The sequence below is a fragment of the Micromonospora sp. NPDC050417 genome (assembly GCF_044458865.1).
Classification (GTDB): domain Bacteria; phylum Actinomycetota; class Actinomycetes; order Mycobacteriales; family Micromonosporaceae; genus Micromonospora_G.
In genome coordinates this window covers 77,060-95,216 of the sequence record NZ_JBITIH010000017.1, presented here as the reverse complement: position 1 = coordinate 95,216, position 18,157 = coordinate 77,060, and the positions used below count along the sequence as shown (strand labels likewise).

The following is an 18,157-nucleotide window of genomic DNA, read 5'->3' as shown; positions in this document are numbered from 1 at the left end:
CTAGCGTTAACAAGGGCCCCTTCCTTACACGGGTGGGCTACTCGGAGCCGTCGTCCTCGAGGTCGCCCTCGGTCTGGACGTACAGCTCGCGCAACGCGTCGAGGGTGGCCTGCTCCGGGTGCTCCCAGAGCTGCCGGTCGGCCGCCTCCAGCAGCCGCTCGGTGATGCCGTGCAACGCCCACGGGTTCGACTCGGTGAGGAACTTCTGGTTCTCCGGGTCGAGGACGTACGTCTCGGCCAGTTTCTCGTACATCCAGTCGGCGACGACGCCAGCGGTGGCGTCGTAGCCGAACAGGTAGTCGACCGTCGCGGCGAGTTCGAACGCGCCCTTGTAGCCGTGCCGGCGCATCGCGGCGAGCCAGCGCGGGTTCACCACCCGAGCACGGAAGATCCGGGCCGTCTCCTCGCTCAACGTACGGGTACGCACCGCGTCCGGCCGCGTGCTGTCCCCGATGTACGCCGCCGGTGCCTTACCGGTGAGTGCCCGCACCGTGGCGATCATGCCCCCGTGGTACTGGAAGTAGTCGTCAGAGTCGGCGATGTCGTGTTCCCGGGTGTCGGTGTTCTTCACCGCGACCGCGATCCGCTTGTACGCCGTCTCCATGTCGGTCCGCGCCGCGACCCCGTCCACGCCCCGGCCGTACGCGTACCCGCCCCAGACCGCGTACACCTCGGCCAGGTCGGCGTCGTCACGCCAGTTCCGGCTGTCGATCAGTGGCAGCAGTCCGGCCCCGTACGCACCGGGCTTCGAGCCGAAGATCCGCATCGTGGAGCGCCGCTCGTCACCGTGCTCGGCCTGGTCCGCCAGGGCGTGCGCCCGTACGTAGTTCGACTCGGCCGGCTCGTCGAGTCCGGCGACCAGCCGTACCGCGTCGTCGAGCAGGGCGACCACGTGCGGGAACGCGTCCCGGAAGAAGCCGCTGATCCGCATCGTCACGTCGATCCGGGGCCGGTCCAGTTCGGCCAGGTCGACCGCTTCCAGACCGGTGACCCGACGGGACGCCTCGTCCCAGCGCGGCCGTACGCCGAGCAGCGCGAGCACCTCGGCGATGTCGTCGCCGGCGGTGCGCATGGCGCTGGTGCCCCACATGGAGAGCCCGACCGAACGCGGCCACTCGCCGGTGTCGGCCCGGTAGCGGGACAGCAACGAGTCCGCCATCGCCTGCCCGGTCTCCCAGGCCAGCCGGCTCGGCACCGCCTTCGGGTCGACGGAGTAGAAGTTCCGGCCGGTGGGCAGGACGTTGACCAGGCCGCGCAGTGGCGACCCGCTCGGGCCGGCGGGCACGTAGCCGCCATCGAGCGCGTGCAGCACGGCGGCCAGTTCGTCGGTGGTTCGGTCCAGCCGGGGCACGATCTCGGTGGCGGCGAACTCCAGCACCCGTGCCACCTGCGCGTGGTCGACCGCCGGGTCGCCGGTCGCCGCTGCCTGGCCGGTTGCCGGGTCGCCGGTCGCCGCTGCCTGGCCGACCGCCGGGTCGCCGGTCGCCGCTGCCTGGCCGGTTGTCGGGTCGCCGAGCACGGCCGCACACACCTCGGCCGCCGTACCGGGCGCCCAGTCCTGTTCCTCCATCGCCAGCACCAGCGCGCGGGCGGTCTCCTCGATCCGGTCCACCTCGCCCCGGGCGGCGCTGCCGTCCTCGGTGAGGCCGAGCGCCTCGCGCAGACCGGGCAGCGCGGCGACCTGTCCGGCCCACATCTGCCGGGCCCGGAGCATGGCCAGCACCAGGTCGACCCGGTTCTGTCCGCTCGGCGCCACCCCGAGCACATGCAGCCCGTCGCGGATCTGTACGTCCTTGATCTCGCAGAGCCAGCCGTCGACGTGCAGGATGAACTCGTCGAACTCGGCGTCGTGCGGCCGGTCTTCGAGGCCGAGGTCGTGGTCGAGTTTGGCGGCCTGGATCAGGGTCCAGATCTGGGCCCGGATCGCCGGCAGTTTCGCCGGGTCCAGGGCCGCGATGTTCGAGTGCTCGTCGAGAAGCTGCTCCAGCCGGGCGATGTCGCCGTAGCTGTCGGCGCGGGCCATCGGCGGGATCAGGTGGTCGACCAGGGTGGCGTGCGCCCGCCGCTTCGCCTGGGTGCCCTCACCGGGGTCGTTGACCAGGAACGGGTAGATCAGGGGCAGGTCGCCGAGGGCGGCGTCGGGTCCGCAGGCGGCGGACATGCCGAGCGTCTTGCCGGGCAGCCACTCCAGGTTGCCGTGCTTGCCGACGTGCACCACCGCGTGCGCGCCGAACTCGTCGGCCAGCCACCGGTACGCGGCCAGGTAGTGGTGGCTCGGCGGCAGGTCCGGGTCGTGGTAGATGGCGACCGGGTTCTCACCGAAGCCGCGCGGCGGCTGGACCATCACCACCGTGTTGCCGGAGCGGAGCGCGGCGAGCACGATCTCGCCGTCGGGGTCGCGGGAGGTGTCGACGAAGAGTTCACCCGGGGGCGGACCCCAGTGCCGTTCCATCTCCTCGCGCAGCTCGGCCGGGAGGGTGGCGTACCAGGCCCGGTAGCGGCGGGCCGGGATCCTGATCGGGTTGCCTTCGAGTTGTTCCTCGGTGAGCCAGTTGAGGTCCTGTCCACCGGCGGCGATCAGCCCGTGCACCAGGGCGTCACCGTCACCGGCGCTGACACCGGGGAAGGCGTCCGGGCCGTCGGCGGGGCCGATGTCGTACCCCTGTGCGCGCATGGCGGTGAGCAGCCGGACCACGCTGGCCGGGGTGTCGAGGCCGACCGCGTTGCCGATCCGGGCGTGCTTGGTCGGGTACGCCGACAGCATCAGCACGATCCGGCGCTGCTCCGGCGGGGTGTGCCGGAGCACACCGTGCCGGACCGCGATCCCCGCGACCCGGGCGGACCGCTCCGGGTCCGCGACGTAGACGGTGAGCCCGTCGGCGTCGATCTCCTTGAAGGAGAACGGCACGGTGATGATCCGGCCGTCGAACTCGGGGATGGCGACCTGGGTGGCGGTGTCGAGCGGGGAGAGGCCGTCGTCGTTGTCGGCCCAGACGGCGCGGCTGCTGGTCAGGCAGAGCCCCTGCAGGATCGGCACGTCGAGGGCGGCGAGCGCCCCCACGTCCCAGGCTTCGTCGTCGCCACCGGCCCCGACCTCGGCTGGGCGGGTGCCGCCGGCGGCGAGCACGGTCACGACCAGCGCGTCCGCCTCGCCGAGGGTTTCCAGCAGGGCGGGCGCGGGGCTGCGCAGCGAGGCGCAGTAGACCGGCAGCGGCCGGCCGCCGGCGTCCTCGATCGCGGCGCAGAGCGTCTCGACGAAGGCGGTGTTGCCGGCGACGTGGTGGGCCCGGTAGTAGAGCACCGCGATCACCGGGCCGTCGGTCTGGCGCGACTCGCGCTCCAGCCGCCCCCACTCGGGCGTCGCGACCGGCGGGGCGAAGCCGAGTCCGGTGAGCAGGATCGTGTCGGAGAGGAACCGGTGCAGCTCGGTGAGGTTGGCCGGGCCGCCGTGCGCGAGGTAGGTGTGCGCCTCCGCGGCCACCCCGGCGGGCACGGTCGAGCGGCGCATCAGCTCCGCGTCGGGTGCCTGCTCACCGCCGAGGAGTACGACCGGCAGTGTCCCGGCCAGCAGCGCGTCGAGCCCTTCCTCCCAGGCCCGGTAGCCGCCGAGGATGCGTACGACCACCAGGTCGGCGCCGTCGAGCAGGGCCGGCAGATCCTCGACCGAGGTACGGGCCGGGTTGGCCAGCCGGAAGTCGGCGCCACTGGCCCGGGCGCTGAGCAGGTCGGTGTCCGAGGTGGAAAGAAGCAGGATCATCGGGCACCGCGCAGGGCGTGGCGTGGCATGGTGGTTCCTCCCTCGGGGTCCGCGCCCCGGGTTCGTCGGTTGCGGCCCGGCGCGGGCCCTTCGGGTCCGTTCCCTGCCGCGCGGTGACCTGGAGTCTCCTGGCTCCCGGATCGTCGCTCGCCCCGGTCTTCCCGCCCGTGTGGGCCGTGACCATGTCGGGGTCCGCTCCCCGGTAACAGTGGCGGGACCGCGCCGGGATCACACCGGCTTCCTCCACCTGTCGCCGCGTTTCAGCGGCTCCCACTCTCACGAGTCGGACCCCGGTTCGTCAAGCCGCGCCCGACAGGGGTGCTGGTGCGGCGGCCGGCGTGCCGGTCGGCTGGCCCTGCCCAGGCCGTAGTATCCGCCGGGTGTGGTCACCACGAGGGCGGTCGGCACCGGACGCCTGTCCGGGGGCGCTGCGCGTACATGTCGCCGCCGACGGCAACCTGGCCCGGGTCCGGGTGCCCGGTGGGCGGTTGCACGCCGACCAACTGGCCGTGCTGGCCGCCGCCGCGTCCGAACTGGGCGATGGCGGGCTGGAGCTGACCTCGCGCGGCAACGTGCAGCTTCGGGGCCTGCCGGCGGGTGCGGAGCGGGAACTGGCCGCCCGGCTCTGGGCCACGGGCCTGTTGCCGTCAGAAACTCATGAACGCGTACGCAACGTGATCGCTTCCACACTCAGCGGCAGAGCCGAGGGTGGACAATTTGATCTCCGGGGCCTGGTGGACGAGCTTGACCAGGGGTTGTGTGCCGACCCGGCGCTCGCCGACCTCCCCGGCCGGTTCCTGTTCACGGTTGACGACGGCCGCGGTGACGTGACCGGCTTCGGTGCGGACGTGGGTCTGCTCGCCGTGGCGTCGGACACCCTCGCGGTGCTGCTGGGCGGCACCGACACGGGCGTGCGGGTGCCTCCGGCGGCCGGCGCGAGCACCGCCCTGCGGGCAGCGCATGCCTTCCTCGCCGAGTACGCGGCGCAGGGCGGCACCGCCTGGCGGCTGGCCGAACTCGACGACGGTGTACGGCGGGTGGCGCACCGGCTACGTACGGCACTCGACCCGGCGTTTGTCGGATCACCCGGCGGGCTCGCTCCCGCGCCCGCACCGACCCGTTCGCCGGTCGGCCGGATCGCCCAGATCGACGGGCGGCAGGCGCTGGCTCTGACGGTGCCGCTCGGCCGGCTCACCGTGGCGCAGGTCGACGTGCTCGAAGCGACGGCACGGGCCGCTGCTGACGAGATCAACATCACTCCGTGGCGCACCGTCGTCGTACCCGATCTGGGCACCGGCGAGGCTGAGCGCCGGCTGGCCGCGCTCACGGCCGAGGGACTGGTGGCCGACGCCTCCGCCGGTTGGGTCGGGGTGACCGGCTGCGCCGGGCGCCCTGGCTGCGCCAAGGCGCTCGCCGACGTACGGGCCGACGCGAACCGGGTGCATCGGGCGGCGGCACCGGGTCCGACGGGCCTGCCGGTGCACTGGGTGGGTTGCGAACGGCGCTGCGGCCGGCCGGCGGACCGGCATGTCGAGGTGCTGGCGACCGTTGACGGATACCAGGTCAGCCTGGACGGTCGACCGCGCCCGCGGTCGGCGACGCTGGACGAGACCGCTGCCGCGATCGCGGCGGCACGGAGGGGTACGTGATCGACTACGTCCGCGACGGCGCGGAGATCTACCGCCGGTCGTTCGCCACGATCCGCGCCGAGGCGGACCTGTCGGGCCTGCCCGCCGATGTCGCCACGGTGGTCGTACGCATGATCCATGCCTGCGGCATGGTCGACCTGCCGACGGATGTCGGCTACTCCCCCGACGTGGTCTCCGCCGCGCGGGCGGCGCTCCGCGCGGGTGCGCCGATCCTCTGCGACGCCGAGATGGTCGCCTCCGGTGTGACCCGCAGCCGGCTGCCCGCCGACAACGAGGTGATCTGCACCCTGCGCGACCCTCGGGTACCGGCCCTGGCGGCCGAACTCGACACCACCCGCAGCGCCGCCGCCCTCGAACTCTGGGGTGACCGGCTCGACGGCGCGGTGGTCGCGGTCGGCAACGCGCCGACCGCCCTGTTCCGCCTGCTGGAGCTGATCGACGCGGGAGCCGGACGACCGGCTGCCGTGCTCGGCATACCGGTGGGTTTCATCGGTGCGGCCGAGTCCAAGCAGGCGCTCGCCGCACATCCGGCCGGACTGGAATACCTGGTCGTGCACGGCCGGCGCGGTGGCAGCGCGATGACCGCGGCGGCGATCAACGCCATCGCCAACGAGAAAGAGTGACCAGGGTGGACAGCGGCACGCCGGTGGGGCGGCTCTACGGGGTGGGACTCGGGCCGGGCGACCCGGAACTGGTGACGGTGAAGGCCGCCCGGCTGGTCGAGCGGGCGGACGTGGTCGCCTACCACAGTGCGCGGCACGGGCGCAGCGTCGCCCGGATGATCGCCGAACCGTACCTGCGGGACGGGCAGATCGAGGAGGCCCTGACCTACCCGGTCACCACGGAGAAGCCGGAACACCCGGGCGGCTACCGCGCCGAGATCGAGGAGTTCTACGCCGACTGCGCGGCCCGGCTCGCCGCGCACCTGGACGCCGGGCGGGACGTGGTGGTCCTCTGCGAGGGCGATCCGTTCTTCTACGGCTCCTACATGCACATGCACAAGCGGCTTGCCGGCCGCTACCCGACCGAGGTGGTACCGGGCGTGACCTCGGTGAGCGCCGCCGCCGCCGTACTCGGGCGTCCGCTGGTCGAGCGGGACGAGACCCTGACCATCCTGCCCGGCACCCTGCCGGCCGAGGTGCTGGCGCAACGGCTGGCGGCGACCGACTCAGCCGCGATCATGAAACTGGGCCGCACCTTCGGCAACGTCCGCGCGGCACTCGCCGAGGCGGGCCGGCTGGACGAGGCCTGGTACGTCGAACGTGCCACCACCGACCAGCAGCGCTCGGCCAAACTGGACGAGGTCGACCCCGAGACGGTGCCGTACTTCTCCCTGGCCCTGCTGCCGAGCCGGGTGCACGAACGTACCCGGGCCGAGTTGGCGGGCGAGGCGGCACCGGTCACCGTTGTCGAGTCGTCTCCGGTCGAGCCGGCCGGGCTCGGCGAGGTGGTGGTGGTCGGGCTCGGACCAGCCGGACGGGAGTGGCTGACCCCGCAGGCACGGGCCGCGCTCGACAGTGCCGACGACTTGGTCGGGTACGGGCCCTACCTGGACCGGGTGCCGGCCAACCCGCGCCAGCGACGGCACGCCTCGGACAACCGGGTGGAGGCGGAACGAGCCGAGTTCGCCCTCGACCTGGCCCGGCGCGGGCGGCGGGTCGCGGTGGTCTCCTCGGGTGACCCGGGCGTCTTCGCGATGGCCGCCGCCGTGCTGGAGGTCGCCTCCGAGCCGAAGTGGACCGACATTCCGGTACGGGTGCTGCCGGGGCTGACCGCCGCGCAGGCGGTGGCGAGCCGGGTCGGTGCCCCACTCGGGCACGACTACTGTGTGCTGTCGCTGTCCGACCGGCTCAAGCCGTGGGAGGTCATCACCAAGCGGCTGGCCGCGGCGGCGAGTGCCGACCTGGTGATCGCGATCTACAACCCGGGCTCGAAGAGTCGGGTCTGGCAGGTGGCGGCGGCCAAGGAACTGCTGTTGGAACACCGGTCCCCGGAGACTCCGGTGGTGCTCGGCCGGGACGTCGGCGGTTCCGGCGAGCGGGTACGGGTGGTCCGGCTCGCCGATCTGGACCCGGCCGAGGTCGACATGCGTACGCTGCTCCTGGTCGGCTCCTCCACCACGCAGGTGGTCTCCCGGGGCGGTGCCGGCCCGGTGGTCTTCACGCCTCGGCGTTATCCGGCCTGACTCCCGCAACGCTGATCGGCCGGGGTACGCGGTTCACCACCCCGGCCGGTCAACGGCGACCGTTCAGGACGCCAGCGCGGCGTCGGCGGCCCGCACCTGCTTGTGGAACCGCAGGTGCACGTACAGCTTCTCCTCGCCGATCCTGGTCTTGGCCCAGACACCCCTGACCGGCCCGAGCCGGGTGTGGCGGGGCAGCCGGGCGAGCACCTTCGTCGGGGTGGTGCCGTTGACGCCGCCGGCCTCCATCACCACCACCGCGTCGCCCGTCACGGCGACGATCCGGCGCTTCGCCAGGGTGAGTGCGCCGAGGATGCCAGCCAATAACCTGGAGCGGTGACAGACCAGGAGACGACGTTGGCGACGGCCGGTGGGGTAGGACCGGGGCCGGCACGCCGAGCGGGCGCGGTTCGGCCACCACCGAGGGGCCCGACCTCGGCCGGACCCCTCGGGTGGAACACTCACGCAATCGCTGGCCGCACGGCCTACCAGGACTGCCGATCGTACAGAGCCCCGATGCCGCCGTCGCTCATAACGCCCTGGTACAACTCCAGGTCGTCGACGGCGCCATAGAGCCACTCCGCTGGGCCCGCCGATGTGGTCGCCCGGCCCACCAGCAACGGACCCGAGGCTTGCCACGGCTTCCACGCCGGATCGAGCGTCACCGTCTGGGCGAGCGCTCCGTCCACGTAGAGCCGAGCCTCGGACCGGGTCGCGTCGAGCACCCCGACCAGGTGGTGCCACCCGGTCGGATTCAGGGCCGCCACCGTCGCGTACGTGGTCTCCGCGTCGTTCTCGCCACTGGGATCGGCGCGAATCTTGAAGACCCACTCACCGCCATCAGCCGGGCGGTACCCCAACTGGAAGGCGCTAGAGCCGGTCGAGTCCTGGGAGACGACCGTCTGCTCTCCCTGTGCGGAGTCGAGCTTGGCCCACACGGACACGGTGAACGACTGGTCCGTGCGCAGTACCGGGCTGTCCTGCCACACCGGACTGCCCGGCTCACCGATGTTCGTCTGCGACCGGCCGTACTCCTTGGTCGCCATGCCGTAGTACGGGTCGAACGGATCGTCGGTCCAGTGCGTTCCGTCCAGCAGCAGTCCGTCGCCGACGTGTCCGAAACCGACGAAACTGCCCTGGGCCAACCCGAGCTGACGCCCGAATGGGCTGTAGTCGGGCGCGTTGCAGACCAAGGGGTCGGTCGACTCCTCGTAGCAGGAGCTGGCGCCCGAAAAGCCCCACAACCCGACCTGGCTCGGTTCGAAAAACCCTGTCCGCTCCACGCCGCCGGATTCGGGGTCGGTCGCGGGCCGGCCGAAGAAGTCGGCGGTGGTGAGGGCCCGATCGTAGACCTGCACGAGCCTGAGGTTGCCCTGCCACCACGACGAGTCCGATCGGCCGAGCCGGAACTCTCCCGCCGGGTCGTCGAAGGTGGTGACCCCGTTGGCGGTCCCCTCCAGGCTGCCGTTGACGTAGAGCTTCAGGGTCTGGTCAGCGGCGTTGTGCACCGCCGCCAGGTGGGTCCAGAGGCCCGGCTTCGGCACCGAGGTCGACCGGGCTTCGGCCCACTCGACCTGGGGCGAGGCCGCCTTGGACGGCATCCGCACCGACCACCGGTTGGTGTCCCGCTGGTAGCCGAAAACGAGTGGGTCAAGACCGCTGCCGTCCATGCTGGCCAGGGTCCGGTCCACGGACGTGTCGGTCAGCCGGACCCAGGCGGCGATCGCGAAGGTTCCGGCGGTGTCGACAACCGCCGGCGACGCCGACAGGTAGGACGAGTGCCCGTCGAAGTCGACCGTCTCCGCGCCGATCAGGCGAGCGCCGTTCGCCCAACCGATGTTCGTGCCGGTGAGCGGCGTCGCGCCGCCGAGCCCAGGCCACTGGTCGGCCAGCGCCTGTTCCCGGGTCGTGCCGGGCATGGACTCCAGCCCCCATCGAGCCGTCGCCTCCCGCGGCGTCAGGATGGAGAAATCCACCGAGCCGTAGCCCTTGTGGAAGTTGTCGTCGACCGCCGTGACATAGAGCGTGTTGAGGCCGTACGAGGGCACGGTCAGTGTGACCGTGGCCGAGCGGATGGTGGTTCCGGTCGCGGCAACCTCATTGGCCACGGCGGTCCAGCCGTAGCGGAAGATTGTGACCTTCGGCTCCGTGGAGGAGATGGTGAAGGTCGCCGGCTTACCCGGACCGTCAGGTAACGAATCGATCGTCACCGACACCTGTATTCCCTGATCCGCTGCCGCCAGCGCGGGCGTACCGAGCACCATCGACAGGGCAACCATGATCCCTACGACGATCCTTGACCCGAGGCTTGCGTGTATCGACCCGTCGGGACGACTGCTCGCCATGACACCTCCCGTGATTTGTACCAGACGTTCGTGATTGACCGGCGCCGCGCACTGCGCAATCAAGATCACGGGAAGTGAGTGTCACAGGTCCGGCGTGCCTGGGCCAGTGATTTGATCAAGCACACTGGACCGGCGTCGATCGTGGCTCCGCCCCCTACGCCACCTGGCCGATCAACATGGCCAGCTCAGCCACCTTGGGGTCCCCGGTCTGCTCCGCCGCCCGCTCGGCGACCCGGCGCAGGTCCGTCAACCGGATCTCCTCCCCGGCCGGAATACGCCGCAGCGCCTCGGCGAAGTACCCGGCCGCGTAACACACCCACAGTCGAGGGGAGGCCAGTTCGAACCGCCCGTCGAGGTTCCCGACCGTGACCGACTCGTACGTCTCGGCCGCCGTCCGGTCCTGCGGGTCGAGCCAGCGCACCCGTACCTGGGCCGCACGCGCCGAGGCGGGCCGCTCACCGTTGAGCCGCACCTCGTAGAGCGCGGTGACACTGTGGCCTGGTCCCACCTCGCCTCCGTCGACCCGGTCGTCCCGGAAGTCGTCGTCGGCGAGCGCGCGGTTCTCGTACCCGACCAGCCGGTAGGAGCTGACCGTGGCGGGGTCGAACGTCACCTGCACCTTGGCGTCCAGTGCCCGTACGGTCAACGTCGCCGGCAACTGCCGTACGAAGACCTCCCGCGCCTGCGTGCGGTCGCCGACGTACACCACGAACCCGTCGCCACGGTCGGCCAACCGCTCCATCAGGGCGTCGCCGTACTCGCTGCCGACACCGACCCCGAGCAGCGCGATCTCCTTGTCCGCCTCCTCCCGGACCCGCCGCAGGATGGCATCGGCACCGATCTCCCCGGAGTTCGCCAAACCGTCGGAAAGGACGATCACCCGGTTCGTCTGGCCGGCGCGGAAGCCTTCCCGGGCCACCTGGTAACCGAGCACCAGTCCCGCCTCCAGGTTCGTGAAGCTCTCCGGTCGCAACGAGTCGATGGCGGAGTGCAGTCGCTCCGCGTCGGAGACACGGGTCATCTCCTGGACCACCCGGGCCTCGCCACTGAACGCCACGATGGCCACCGATTCGGTACGCCGAAGCTGGTCGACGAGGGTGTGCAGCGCATCCCGCACCAGGTCGAGCCGGCCGGGCTCAGCCATCGAACCGGAGGTGTCCACGACGAAGGTCAGGGCGGCGTCCGGTCGGTTCTCCGCCTCGTCCGAACGGGTTTGCAGCCCGACCCGCATCAGCCGCAGTTCGTCGTCGACGGTGGTCCCGTGATTGGTCGGTGGGCGCGCACCGTCGATGTGCACCGCGAAACCGTCTCCACCCGGTTCCGGGTAGTCCTGCTCGAAGGAGTTCACGAACTCCTCCGGCCGCACCTTGTCCCGCTCCGGCCACCGGCCCTCCCGGAGCAGGCGCGAGGCGTAACCGTACGACGCGGTGTCGACGTCGACGGCGAAAGTCGACTCGGGGTCGTACTCGGTGGACGAGCCCTGTTTTCCGGGCCACTGGCTGTCCTCGTCCTCACCCCGGGAGACCGGGGGGCGCCCCGACCCGTGGTCGTCCTCGCTGTCGGCGGAACAGCCGACCAGGGTGGTGGACACGGTCAGGGCCAGGATGCCGAGCAGAACCGCCAGTGGAGCCGATCGGCGGGTGGAAGCCATCGCCTACCTCCGATGCACGTCGGTGATGAAAGGCCCGGGACCGACAGATTCGGCACCGGTTCGGCGGAACCGCGCGCTGACGTCAATCAGTCGCCGCGCGCCGCCGTTCCTGCCATTGCGTCAGAAAGAAACAGCGCGCGGTGCGCCGGTTACCGAGCCGACACCCAAACGTGAGCCTCGTGACCGGCCCGTACGCAGAACGTGACCCCGCGATGGTTGCCGAAGAGACCTGCCGGGCAGGGCAACCCGCACGCTTTCCCGCACCCGCGTCGGCAACATCGCCGGATCCCCGGCCCGAAGACCCCGGCTCCGAGCCACAGGGGTAGGCGTTCAACGACCAGGGGCGATGGATTCGGGAACCGGGCGACACCACGGTAAGCCGGAGTTAAGTCGCTGTTTTAGCGACGTGTTAGCAGGTCGAACCATGCTTCTGACACCTCCTGGGGCAGCGCCCACGGGTGACAGAAACTCCACATTGTCCCTCGTGGGGTTGGCCGCCGCATCGGAGGCACATTGCGTCATGTCAACTATCGCCCAGGGCGATGAGCGGGGAGAGTCACGAATGAATGCAAGATCACGACTGCTGGCGGTCGCCGCCAGCGTCACAATGTCCGTCGTCGTCCCCTTCGGATCGGGGATCGCCTCGGCCGCGGCCAACGGGCCCTCGATCGTCGTCGTTTCCACGGCTCCGACCAACGGGCTGGCGCCGGTCACGGTGCCCGGGACGAACGCACCGCACTCGTACCAGATCGCCGCCGCCGTTCCCCCTGGCGGAAGTCTGAGCCCGGTGAAGAGTACGGAGAAGACGGCGCAGGGCGACGCCTCCTTCTCCAGCGAGGTCCTCGTCAGGGACGCCACTGGCAAGGTCGTCGGAGCGTACGACGCCCCGTACGCGATCGACGCGAAGGGGAGCCTGCTTCCCGCGACGTATCGCATCGTGGGCACCAATCTCGTACAGACGGTCCCGTTCGACCGCACGACCGCATTCCCGGTGAGTGTTCTGCTCTCCGACTATGCACCGGTCACGCTGGGCCTGGGCGGACCCACGATCATGGCCTCGTTGGTGACCGTGCCATCGAACTACGTGTACGACCCCAGTCGCGGATCCCTTCACGACTACTGCACGAGCTCGCCGGACTCGTACCTCTTCGCGGACTTCCGTGGGCCGTGCGCCCGGCACGACCTGTGTTACGAGGCCCCGGGAAACCACAAGTCAGCGTGCGACAACACGTTTTTCAGCCACCTGGTGAACAACTGCGACTACGCCTACGGCTCGTTGAACCCCCTCAGGTACAGCTGCCGCGTCGTCGCTGGCGAGTACTGGGCCGCGGTCACGGCCTTCGGCGACGACACCTGAGCCGAGGATCCGCGTCGCGGCCGGTCGTCTCGCCACAAACGGTAGGTGCCTGACCGCGCACAATCGTTCGGAGCAGGTTTCCGGCCAGACAGCGGTCGACTCCGACTCGTTGTCGATCGGAAGCCTGCTCCGTCGACTCGCACTCTGCTGAATCATTTTCCAACGACGTGGACAATCAAGGAAGGATCAACCGTGGACCACCGCCGTATACCCTGTGGACCTCACCACGGTCCGTCCCGGATCGTTCAGGAGCGGAGGTCCCTGTGCGACTGATAAAGCTTGGCGCATTCTCTGCAATTGCCGGACTGGTCGGCGCGCTCGTCAATCTGTGGGCGAGAGAGGAATTCCCCGAAAGCTGGGGTGGCCCGAACATCGGCGGCGGAATGCTGCAACTCCTGTTCTACGCGCTGATCGTCGTCGGAGTCATCCTGGCAATCGCCGGTGGGCTCGCGGCGCGGAGACGAGACTAGGACGGCCGATCCCGTACGCCCTGGGGTGAGAAGTCGAGCCCACACGACGGAAGGGCCCGAGAGCGGCAGTTCGCCTCCCTCGGGCTCGCCTCGTCGGTTCCTAGTCCCCCAGTCCCTGGAGTAGCCGGGCGACGTCACCGGAACGCGTGTCGTCTCCCAGGCCGGTGTACAGATCGAACGCTTCGGTCCACGTGCGTCGGGCAGTGGACGGGTCACTCTCCCGGTACGCCGCACCGGTGATCGTCAGTGCGCCGGCGAGGAAGGAGGGCCAGCCCCGGGTTCGCCACAGCCGCACCGACTCCTCCAGGTGCGTGATCGCCTCGTCCGGCCGTCCCCGGGCCAGCGCGACCTCGCCGAGCACCTGGAGCGCGTCCGCGATGTGATGGGTCATCGTGTACTCCCGTCCCATCGCGAGGGAGGTCGCCGCCGCTTCCCGGGCCGCCCGCGGATCACCGCCGCGTAGGTGGACACGGGCCAGCGCCAGCATGGTCAACACCTCGGCGTAGTGGTCACGGTAGCGCCCGGAGATCACCAGCGACTCGGCGAGAGCCTTCCGGCTGGAGTCGAGATCCCCCGCCTCCCGGTAGGCGATGCCCAGAAACTGCTGCACGGTCGACTCGTAGCGCGAGCTGCCCAGTACGCGAGACAACTCCAGGGCCGTGTGGAGATGGGTGAGCACCCGCTCCAGCCGCGTCTGCTCGCTGTACGCGAGCGCGAGCGCGACATGGGCGCGGGCCTGCCCGCCGAGATGGCCGGTCTCCTCGGCGAGACGGAGCGAGTCCTGCGCCATCGCCATCGCCTCCTCGACGGCGCCCTGTGCGGTGAGCCCCCAGGAACAGATGACGGCGGCATCCGCCATGCCCCGCCGCTCCCCCAGCTTGGAGAACATCTCCAGCAGCCGGGCTCCCTCCGCCCGCAACACCGTCATCGCCTCGCCGGCCCCCTGGGTGCCGTTCCAGGTGCGTACGTCGACGAGCCCGCGCAACATGACGGCCTCGCCGAGCAGGTTGCCGTTATGACGGCAGGTTTCGATCACCAGCTCGTTGGTGGCGATCCATTCGACGTACATCCCGCGAATGTCGAAGTACTTCTCCAGGCACCCGGCCAGCCCGAAGGCGAGCTCGTCCAGGCCAAGGTCGCAGGCCTGGCGGATCAGGGCCCGCAACGCCGACCGCTCGGCGTCGAACCAGTCCAGTGCCTCGAACCGTGGCATGGACCCGTCGGTGACGAACCCGATCGGGGTGCGGGGCGCGGACCCGTGGATCGGCGCGTAGCAGGGGCCGGGCACGTCGGTTGCCATCCGCTCGGCGAACGCCAACCAGGCCCCGTGGCCCCGGGCCAGCACCGCCGCGCAGCCGTCGGCGCCCTCCTCGGCCTCGGCGCGCTCCCGTGCGTAGAGCCGCACGAGATCATGGAAACGGTAGCGGATCTGCCCGATCCGGTCGGGCGCCGACATCGCCAGCAGTTGCGCGTCGACCAGCGCGTCGACGTGCTCGGTGGCGTCGTCGAGGGAGATGCCGAGTAGGCAGGCCGTCAGCCAGTGCGGGAAGTCCTGCGTGGTGAAGAGCCCGAGCATCCGGAACAGCCGCCGGGCCGTGTCGGGCAGGCCCTGATAGCTCAGCGTCAGGGACGCGCGGACCTCCAGGTCCCCGGTGGCCAGTCGGTCCAGGCGACGCCGTTCGTCGGCGAGCAGCCCGGCGAAGTACGCCAGGCGCCAGCCCGGCCGGGCCATGAGACGGGCGCCCGCGACCCGTACGGCCAGGGGCAGGCCGCCACAGAGTCGTACGATCTCGGCCGCGTCGGCCTGCTCCGACGCGACCCGCTGCTCGCCGGTGATCCGGCCCAGCAGACGCAGCGAGTTGTCCGGGTCGAACACGTCCAGGTCGATCCAGCGTGCGCCCTCGACCCCGGTCAACCGGGATCGACCGGTGACCAGTACCGCACAGGTTGACGCGCCGGGCAGCAGCGGCCGGATCTGCTCCTCGGAGGCGGCGTTGTCCAGCACGACCAGCACTCGTCGGTCGGCGAGCCGGCTGCGGTAGAGGGCGGCCCGTTCCACCACGTCGTCGGGGACGGCCCGGTTGTCGACGCCCAGTGAACGGAGGAACCGGGCGAGGACCTCGCCCGGTTCCAGCGGGCGTGGCTCTGAGCCACGCAGGTTCACGTAGAGCTGACCGTCGGGGTAGGCGGTGGCGGCCAGGTGCGCCACGTGCACGGCGAGCGCGCTCTTGCCCACCCCGCCCATGCCGGCGATGGCCGCGATCATCAGGGCGTTCGAGCCGCCGGTCAGCAGCGTGTGCACCTCTTCGACCAGCCTCTCCCGGCCGGTGAAGTCGGCGATGTCCGGCGGCAACAGCGATGGCACCACCCACGCGTCGCGTCGCGGTACGCGGACCGCCTCCGGTGACCCGTCGCCGTCGGGGTCGCCGTCGCGCTCGGGCACCTCGTCGCGCAGTACCCGCAGGTGCGCGGCCCGTATCTCCTGGGCCGGTTCCACGCCGAGTTCGTCGACCAGGCGGTCACGCACTTCGGCGAAGAGACGTAGCGCCGTGGCCCGCTCACCGCATCCGGCGAGGGCCAGTATCAGTCGGGCGTGCACCCCTTCGTGGTAGGGCGCGTCCTGCGCGAGGTGACGTAGCGGCGCCACGGCCCGCTCGTACCGGCGTAGCTCGATGGCGATGTCGGCCAGTAGCAGGGCGGCGGCCAGTCGCTGCTGGCCGGCCTCGACGGCTACCGGGTGGTCGCGTAGCCGGGGGTTGGCGTCGGCCAGCACCGGGCCGCGCCACCAGAGCAGTGACTGGTCGAGCAGGTCCAGGGCCTCGTCGGGGCGCTGATCCCGCAGCGTCCTGGCCCGCGCGAGCATGGCGGTGAAGCTGGCGAGGTCGACCTGGTCGTCGCCGAGGCGCAGCCGGTAGCCGGCGTGGTCGAGTTGGATCACCCCGCCGGGCGAGCGCTGGGCGCGGGCCGGCTCCAGCATCGTGCGAAGCTGCCCGACCGCCATGTGGATCTGGGTGACCGCCGTCTTGGGCGGCTGGGTTCCCCAGAGCACCTCGACGATCTCGTCGCGGGCGACCGACGCGTTGAGCCGTAACGCCAGCATTCCGAGCAGTCCGCGCTGGGCCGACGTGGCGAAGGTGACCGCCCGGCCGCCACGGCTCACCGTGAGCGGCCCGAGTACGTCGACCCGGAGGCGGTCGCCGCCGGGCCGGCTCTCGACCCGGGCCGCCGACAGCAGTTCGTCCCGGTCGGCGGCCGACAGGTCGAGTGCCACCGCCAGCCGCCGCAACGAGTCGGCGTGCGGCTGGCGCACCCGATCCTTCTCGATGTCGCGCAGTGCCCGGACGCTGACGCCGCTGCGCCCCGCCAGCGCGTCCTGGGTGAGCCCGACCCTTCGGCGGTGGTGCGCGACCAGTTCGCCGACGTGGATCCGGGACGCGGCATCCATACCAAATCACTCCCGCGCCGATGAGTCCCGCAGCAGCTTTTGCCGCACGGCGTGATATCTGCCGGCGCCGATTCTGCCGGTTCGCTGCTTCGCGGTCCAGGGCTGAAGCTGATCGTGCTGGTCAGCGATGCCTTCGTCGGCGCGCCGGGCAGAGGCCCCGGTCGTAGATCGAGATAGCCGCGGCTGAGTGACAGGACCTAGACCGCCCAACGAACCGTGGCGGATGTCGACGGCTCAGTCAACGGCTACGAAAGCGCTTAGTGGCGAAGGGGATTCTTGGTTCAGATCGGTGACGGGAGGAGTGACAGGGCCCACCACCTTGTCAGCCACCGATTTCGCTCCACAGGCGACATACGTGGTACGGGGGCGGGCCCGGTGGTCGGCACGATCGGCGATCATCGGGCCCGATGTATCCCAGCGAGCACCGCCGCGTGCGGGCGCACCTCAGCAGCTCGAAACGATCGCACCACGGTCTCCAGGTCCCGGTGACGAGCCGCGGCCAGGCGCGACTACGAACCCGGGGTGGCCCCCAGCGTGGAGAGCCAGGAGACGACATCCTCGATGTGCTCCACCCGGTCGGCGGGAGGGGTCGGCGGGCGGTCGACCAACACCACCGGGAGGCCCAACTCGCGGGCCGCCTCCAGCTTCGCGGCCGTCATCGTGCCGCCGCTGTCCTTGGTGACCAGCACCTCGATCTCGTACCGGCGCAACAACTCCCGCTCACCGGCGACGGTGAACGGCCCCCGGTCCAACACCACCGCCAGGCGGCGTGGCAGCGGCGGGTCCGGTGGGTCCACCGAGCGAACCAGGAACCAGTGTCGGTCCAACCCGGCGAAGACGGCGACGCTCTGCCGCCCGGTACTGAGGAAGACCCGCTCCCCCAGCCCGGCGATCGTCCCGGCGGCGGCCTCCAGTGACGGCACCCGCCGCCAGTCGTCACCGGGCCGCTCGGTCCAGCCCGGTCGGCGTACGACCAGCAGCGGCAGCCCGACCTCCGCACAGGCGGTCACCGCCGAGGTGCTGATCCGGGCGGCGAACGGGTGGGTCGCGTCGACCACCGCGCCGACCCGCTCCCGGCGCAGCCACTCGGCCAGCCCCGCCGGCCCGCCGAACCCACCGACCCGGACCTCCCCGTCGGGCAGTGCCGGTCGGGCCACCCGGCCGGCGAGCGAGGTCACCACCCGCAGGTCCGGCCGCTCCCGGGCCAGCAGCGACGCCAGGCGACGGGCCTCCCCGGTGCCGCCGAGCAGGAGCACGGTGAACCCGCTCATCGGACCCCCCGCTGCGTCGATCTCCGGTCG

11 protein-coding genes and 1 riboswitch are annotated in these 18,157 nt (G+C 71.1%); of the genes, 5 read left to right on the top strand and 6 right to left on the bottom strand.

The window, feature by feature from the left end; all coding sequences use genetic code 11:
• Positions 1–37: 37 nt before the first annotated feature.
• Positions 38–3,757, bottom strand: a complete 3,720-nt coding sequence (cobN, locus tag ACIBF5_RS22115) for a cobaltochelatase subunit CobN (RefSeq protein WP_396814491.1) — start codon at positions 3,755–3,757, stop codon at positions 38–40.
• A gap of 121 nt (positions 3,758–3,878) precedes the next feature.
• A riboswitch (cobalamin riboswitch) is annotated at positions 3,879–4,001 on the bottom strand.
• 136 nt (positions 4,002–4,137) lie between these two features.
• On the opposite strand from cobN, the gene cobG reads away from it, so the two are divergent.
• The 3 genes from cobG to ACIBF5_RS22100 are packed head-to-tail and all read left to right on the top strand — an operon-like array spanning position 4,138 to position 7,591.
• Positions 4,138–5,406 carry a precorrin-3B synthase gene (cobG, locus tag ACIBF5_RS22110; protein ID WP_396814489.1) on the top strand — a complete coding sequence of 423 codons (1,269 nt, stop codon included), beginning with the start codon at positions 4,138–4,140 and terminating at the stop codon, positions 5,404–5,406.
• Positions 5,403–6,029 carry a precorrin-8X methylmutase gene (locus tag ACIBF5_RS22105; protein ID WP_396814487.1) on the top strand — a complete coding sequence of 209 codons (627 nt, stop codon included), beginning with the start codon at positions 5,403–5,405 and terminating at the stop codon, positions 6,027–6,029. Before cobG ends, ACIBF5_RS22105 begins: the two co-directional genes overlap by 4 nt.
• Complete coding sequence (locus ACIBF5_RS22100; RefSeq protein WP_396814485.1) at positions 6,026–7,591, top strand: precorrin-2 C(20)-methyltransferase; 1,566 nt, start codon at positions 6,026–6,028, stop codon at positions 7,589–7,591. Before ACIBF5_RS22105 ends, ACIBF5_RS22100 begins: the two co-directional genes overlap by 4 nt.
• 63 nt (positions 7,592–7,654) lie before the next feature.
• Here the strand turns inward: ACIBF5_RS22100 and ACIBF5_RS22095 are convergent, their stop codons facing one another.
• From ACIBF5_RS22095 to ACIBF5_RS22085, 3 genes are all read right to left on the bottom strand, one after another.
• Positions 7,655–7,912 (bottom strand): hypothetical protein, encoded by a 258-nt coding sequence (locus tag ACIBF5_RS22095; RefSeq protein WP_396814483.1) that lies wholly within the window; start codon positions 7,910–7,912, stop codon positions 7,655–7,657.
• A 161-nt stretch (positions 7,913–8,073) separates the two neighbouring features.
• Positions 8,074–9,867 carry a LamG domain-containing protein gene (locus ACIBF5_RS22090; RefSeq protein WP_396814481.1) on the bottom strand — a complete coding sequence of 598 codons (1,794 nt, stop codon included), beginning with the start codon at positions 9,865–9,867 and terminating at the stop codon, positions 8,074–8,076.
• A gap of 220 nt (positions 9,868–10,087) precedes the next feature.
• The gene (locus ACIBF5_RS22085) at positions 10,088–11,584 is read right to left on the bottom strand and encodes a von Willebrand factor type A domain-containing protein (protein ID WP_396814479.1); all 1,497 of its coding nucleotides are present in this window, start codon (positions 11,582–11,584) and stop codon (positions 10,088–10,090) included.
• A 484-nt stretch (positions 11,585–12,068) separates the two neighbouring features.
• Here ACIBF5_RS22085 and ACIBF5_RS22080 point away from each other — a divergent pair, with 484 nt between their 5' ends.
• Together ACIBF5_RS22080 and ACIBF5_RS22075 are read left to right on the top strand one after the other, a co-directional pair.
• A complete protein-coding gene (locus ACIBF5_RS22080; protein WP_396814477.1) occupies positions 12,069–12,941 on the top strand; it encodes a hypothetical protein in 873 nt (290 codons plus the stop codon).
• Positions 12,942–13,204: 263 nt separating this feature from the next.
• Positions 13,205–13,411 (top strand): hypothetical protein, encoded by a 207-nt coding sequence (locus tag ACIBF5_RS22075; RefSeq protein ID WP_396814475.1) that lies wholly within the window; start codon positions 13,205–13,207, stop codon positions 13,409–13,411.
• A gap of 100 nt (positions 13,412–13,511) precedes the next feature.
• Here the strand turns inward: ACIBF5_RS22075 and ACIBF5_RS22070 are convergent, their stop codons facing one another.
• A complete protein-coding gene (locus ACIBF5_RS22070) occupies positions 13,512–16,856 on the bottom strand; it encodes a BTAD domain-containing putative transcriptional regulator (RefSeq protein ID WP_396814473.1) in 3,345 nt (1,114 codons plus the stop codon).
• 509 nt (positions 16,857–17,365) lie between these two features.
• Positions 17,366–18,127 carry a cobalt-precorrin-6A reductase gene (locus ACIBF5_RS22065; protein ID WP_396814471.1) on the bottom strand — a complete coding sequence of 254 codons (762 nt, stop codon included), beginning with the start codon at positions 18,125–18,127 and terminating at the stop codon, positions 17,366–17,368.
• Positions 18,128–18,157 lie beyond the last annotated feature (30 nt).

Bases quoted from the DNA above. Each gene is read 5' to 3' on its own strand.
- ACIBF5_RS22070 (WP_396814473.1), bottom strand. From the start codon at position 16,856: ATGGATGCCGCGTCCCGGATCCACGTCGGCGAACTGGTCGCGCACCAC.
- ACIBF5_RS22065 (WP_396814471.1), bottom strand. From the start codon at position 18,127: ATGAGCGGGTTCACCGTGCTCCTGCTCGGCGGCACCGGGGAGGCCCGT.
- ACIBF5_RS22090 (WP_396814481.1), bottom strand. From the start codon at position 9,867: ATGGTTGCCCTGTCGATGGTGCTCGGTACGCCCGCGCTGGCGGCAGCG.
- cobN (WP_396814491.1), bottom strand. From the start codon at position 3,757: ATGATCCTGCTTCTTTCCACCTCGGACACCGACCTGCTCAGCGCCCGG.
- ACIBF5_RS22085 (WP_396814479.1), bottom strand. From the start codon at position 11,584: ATGGCTTCCACCCGCCGATCGGCTCCACTGGCGGTTCTGCTCGGCATC.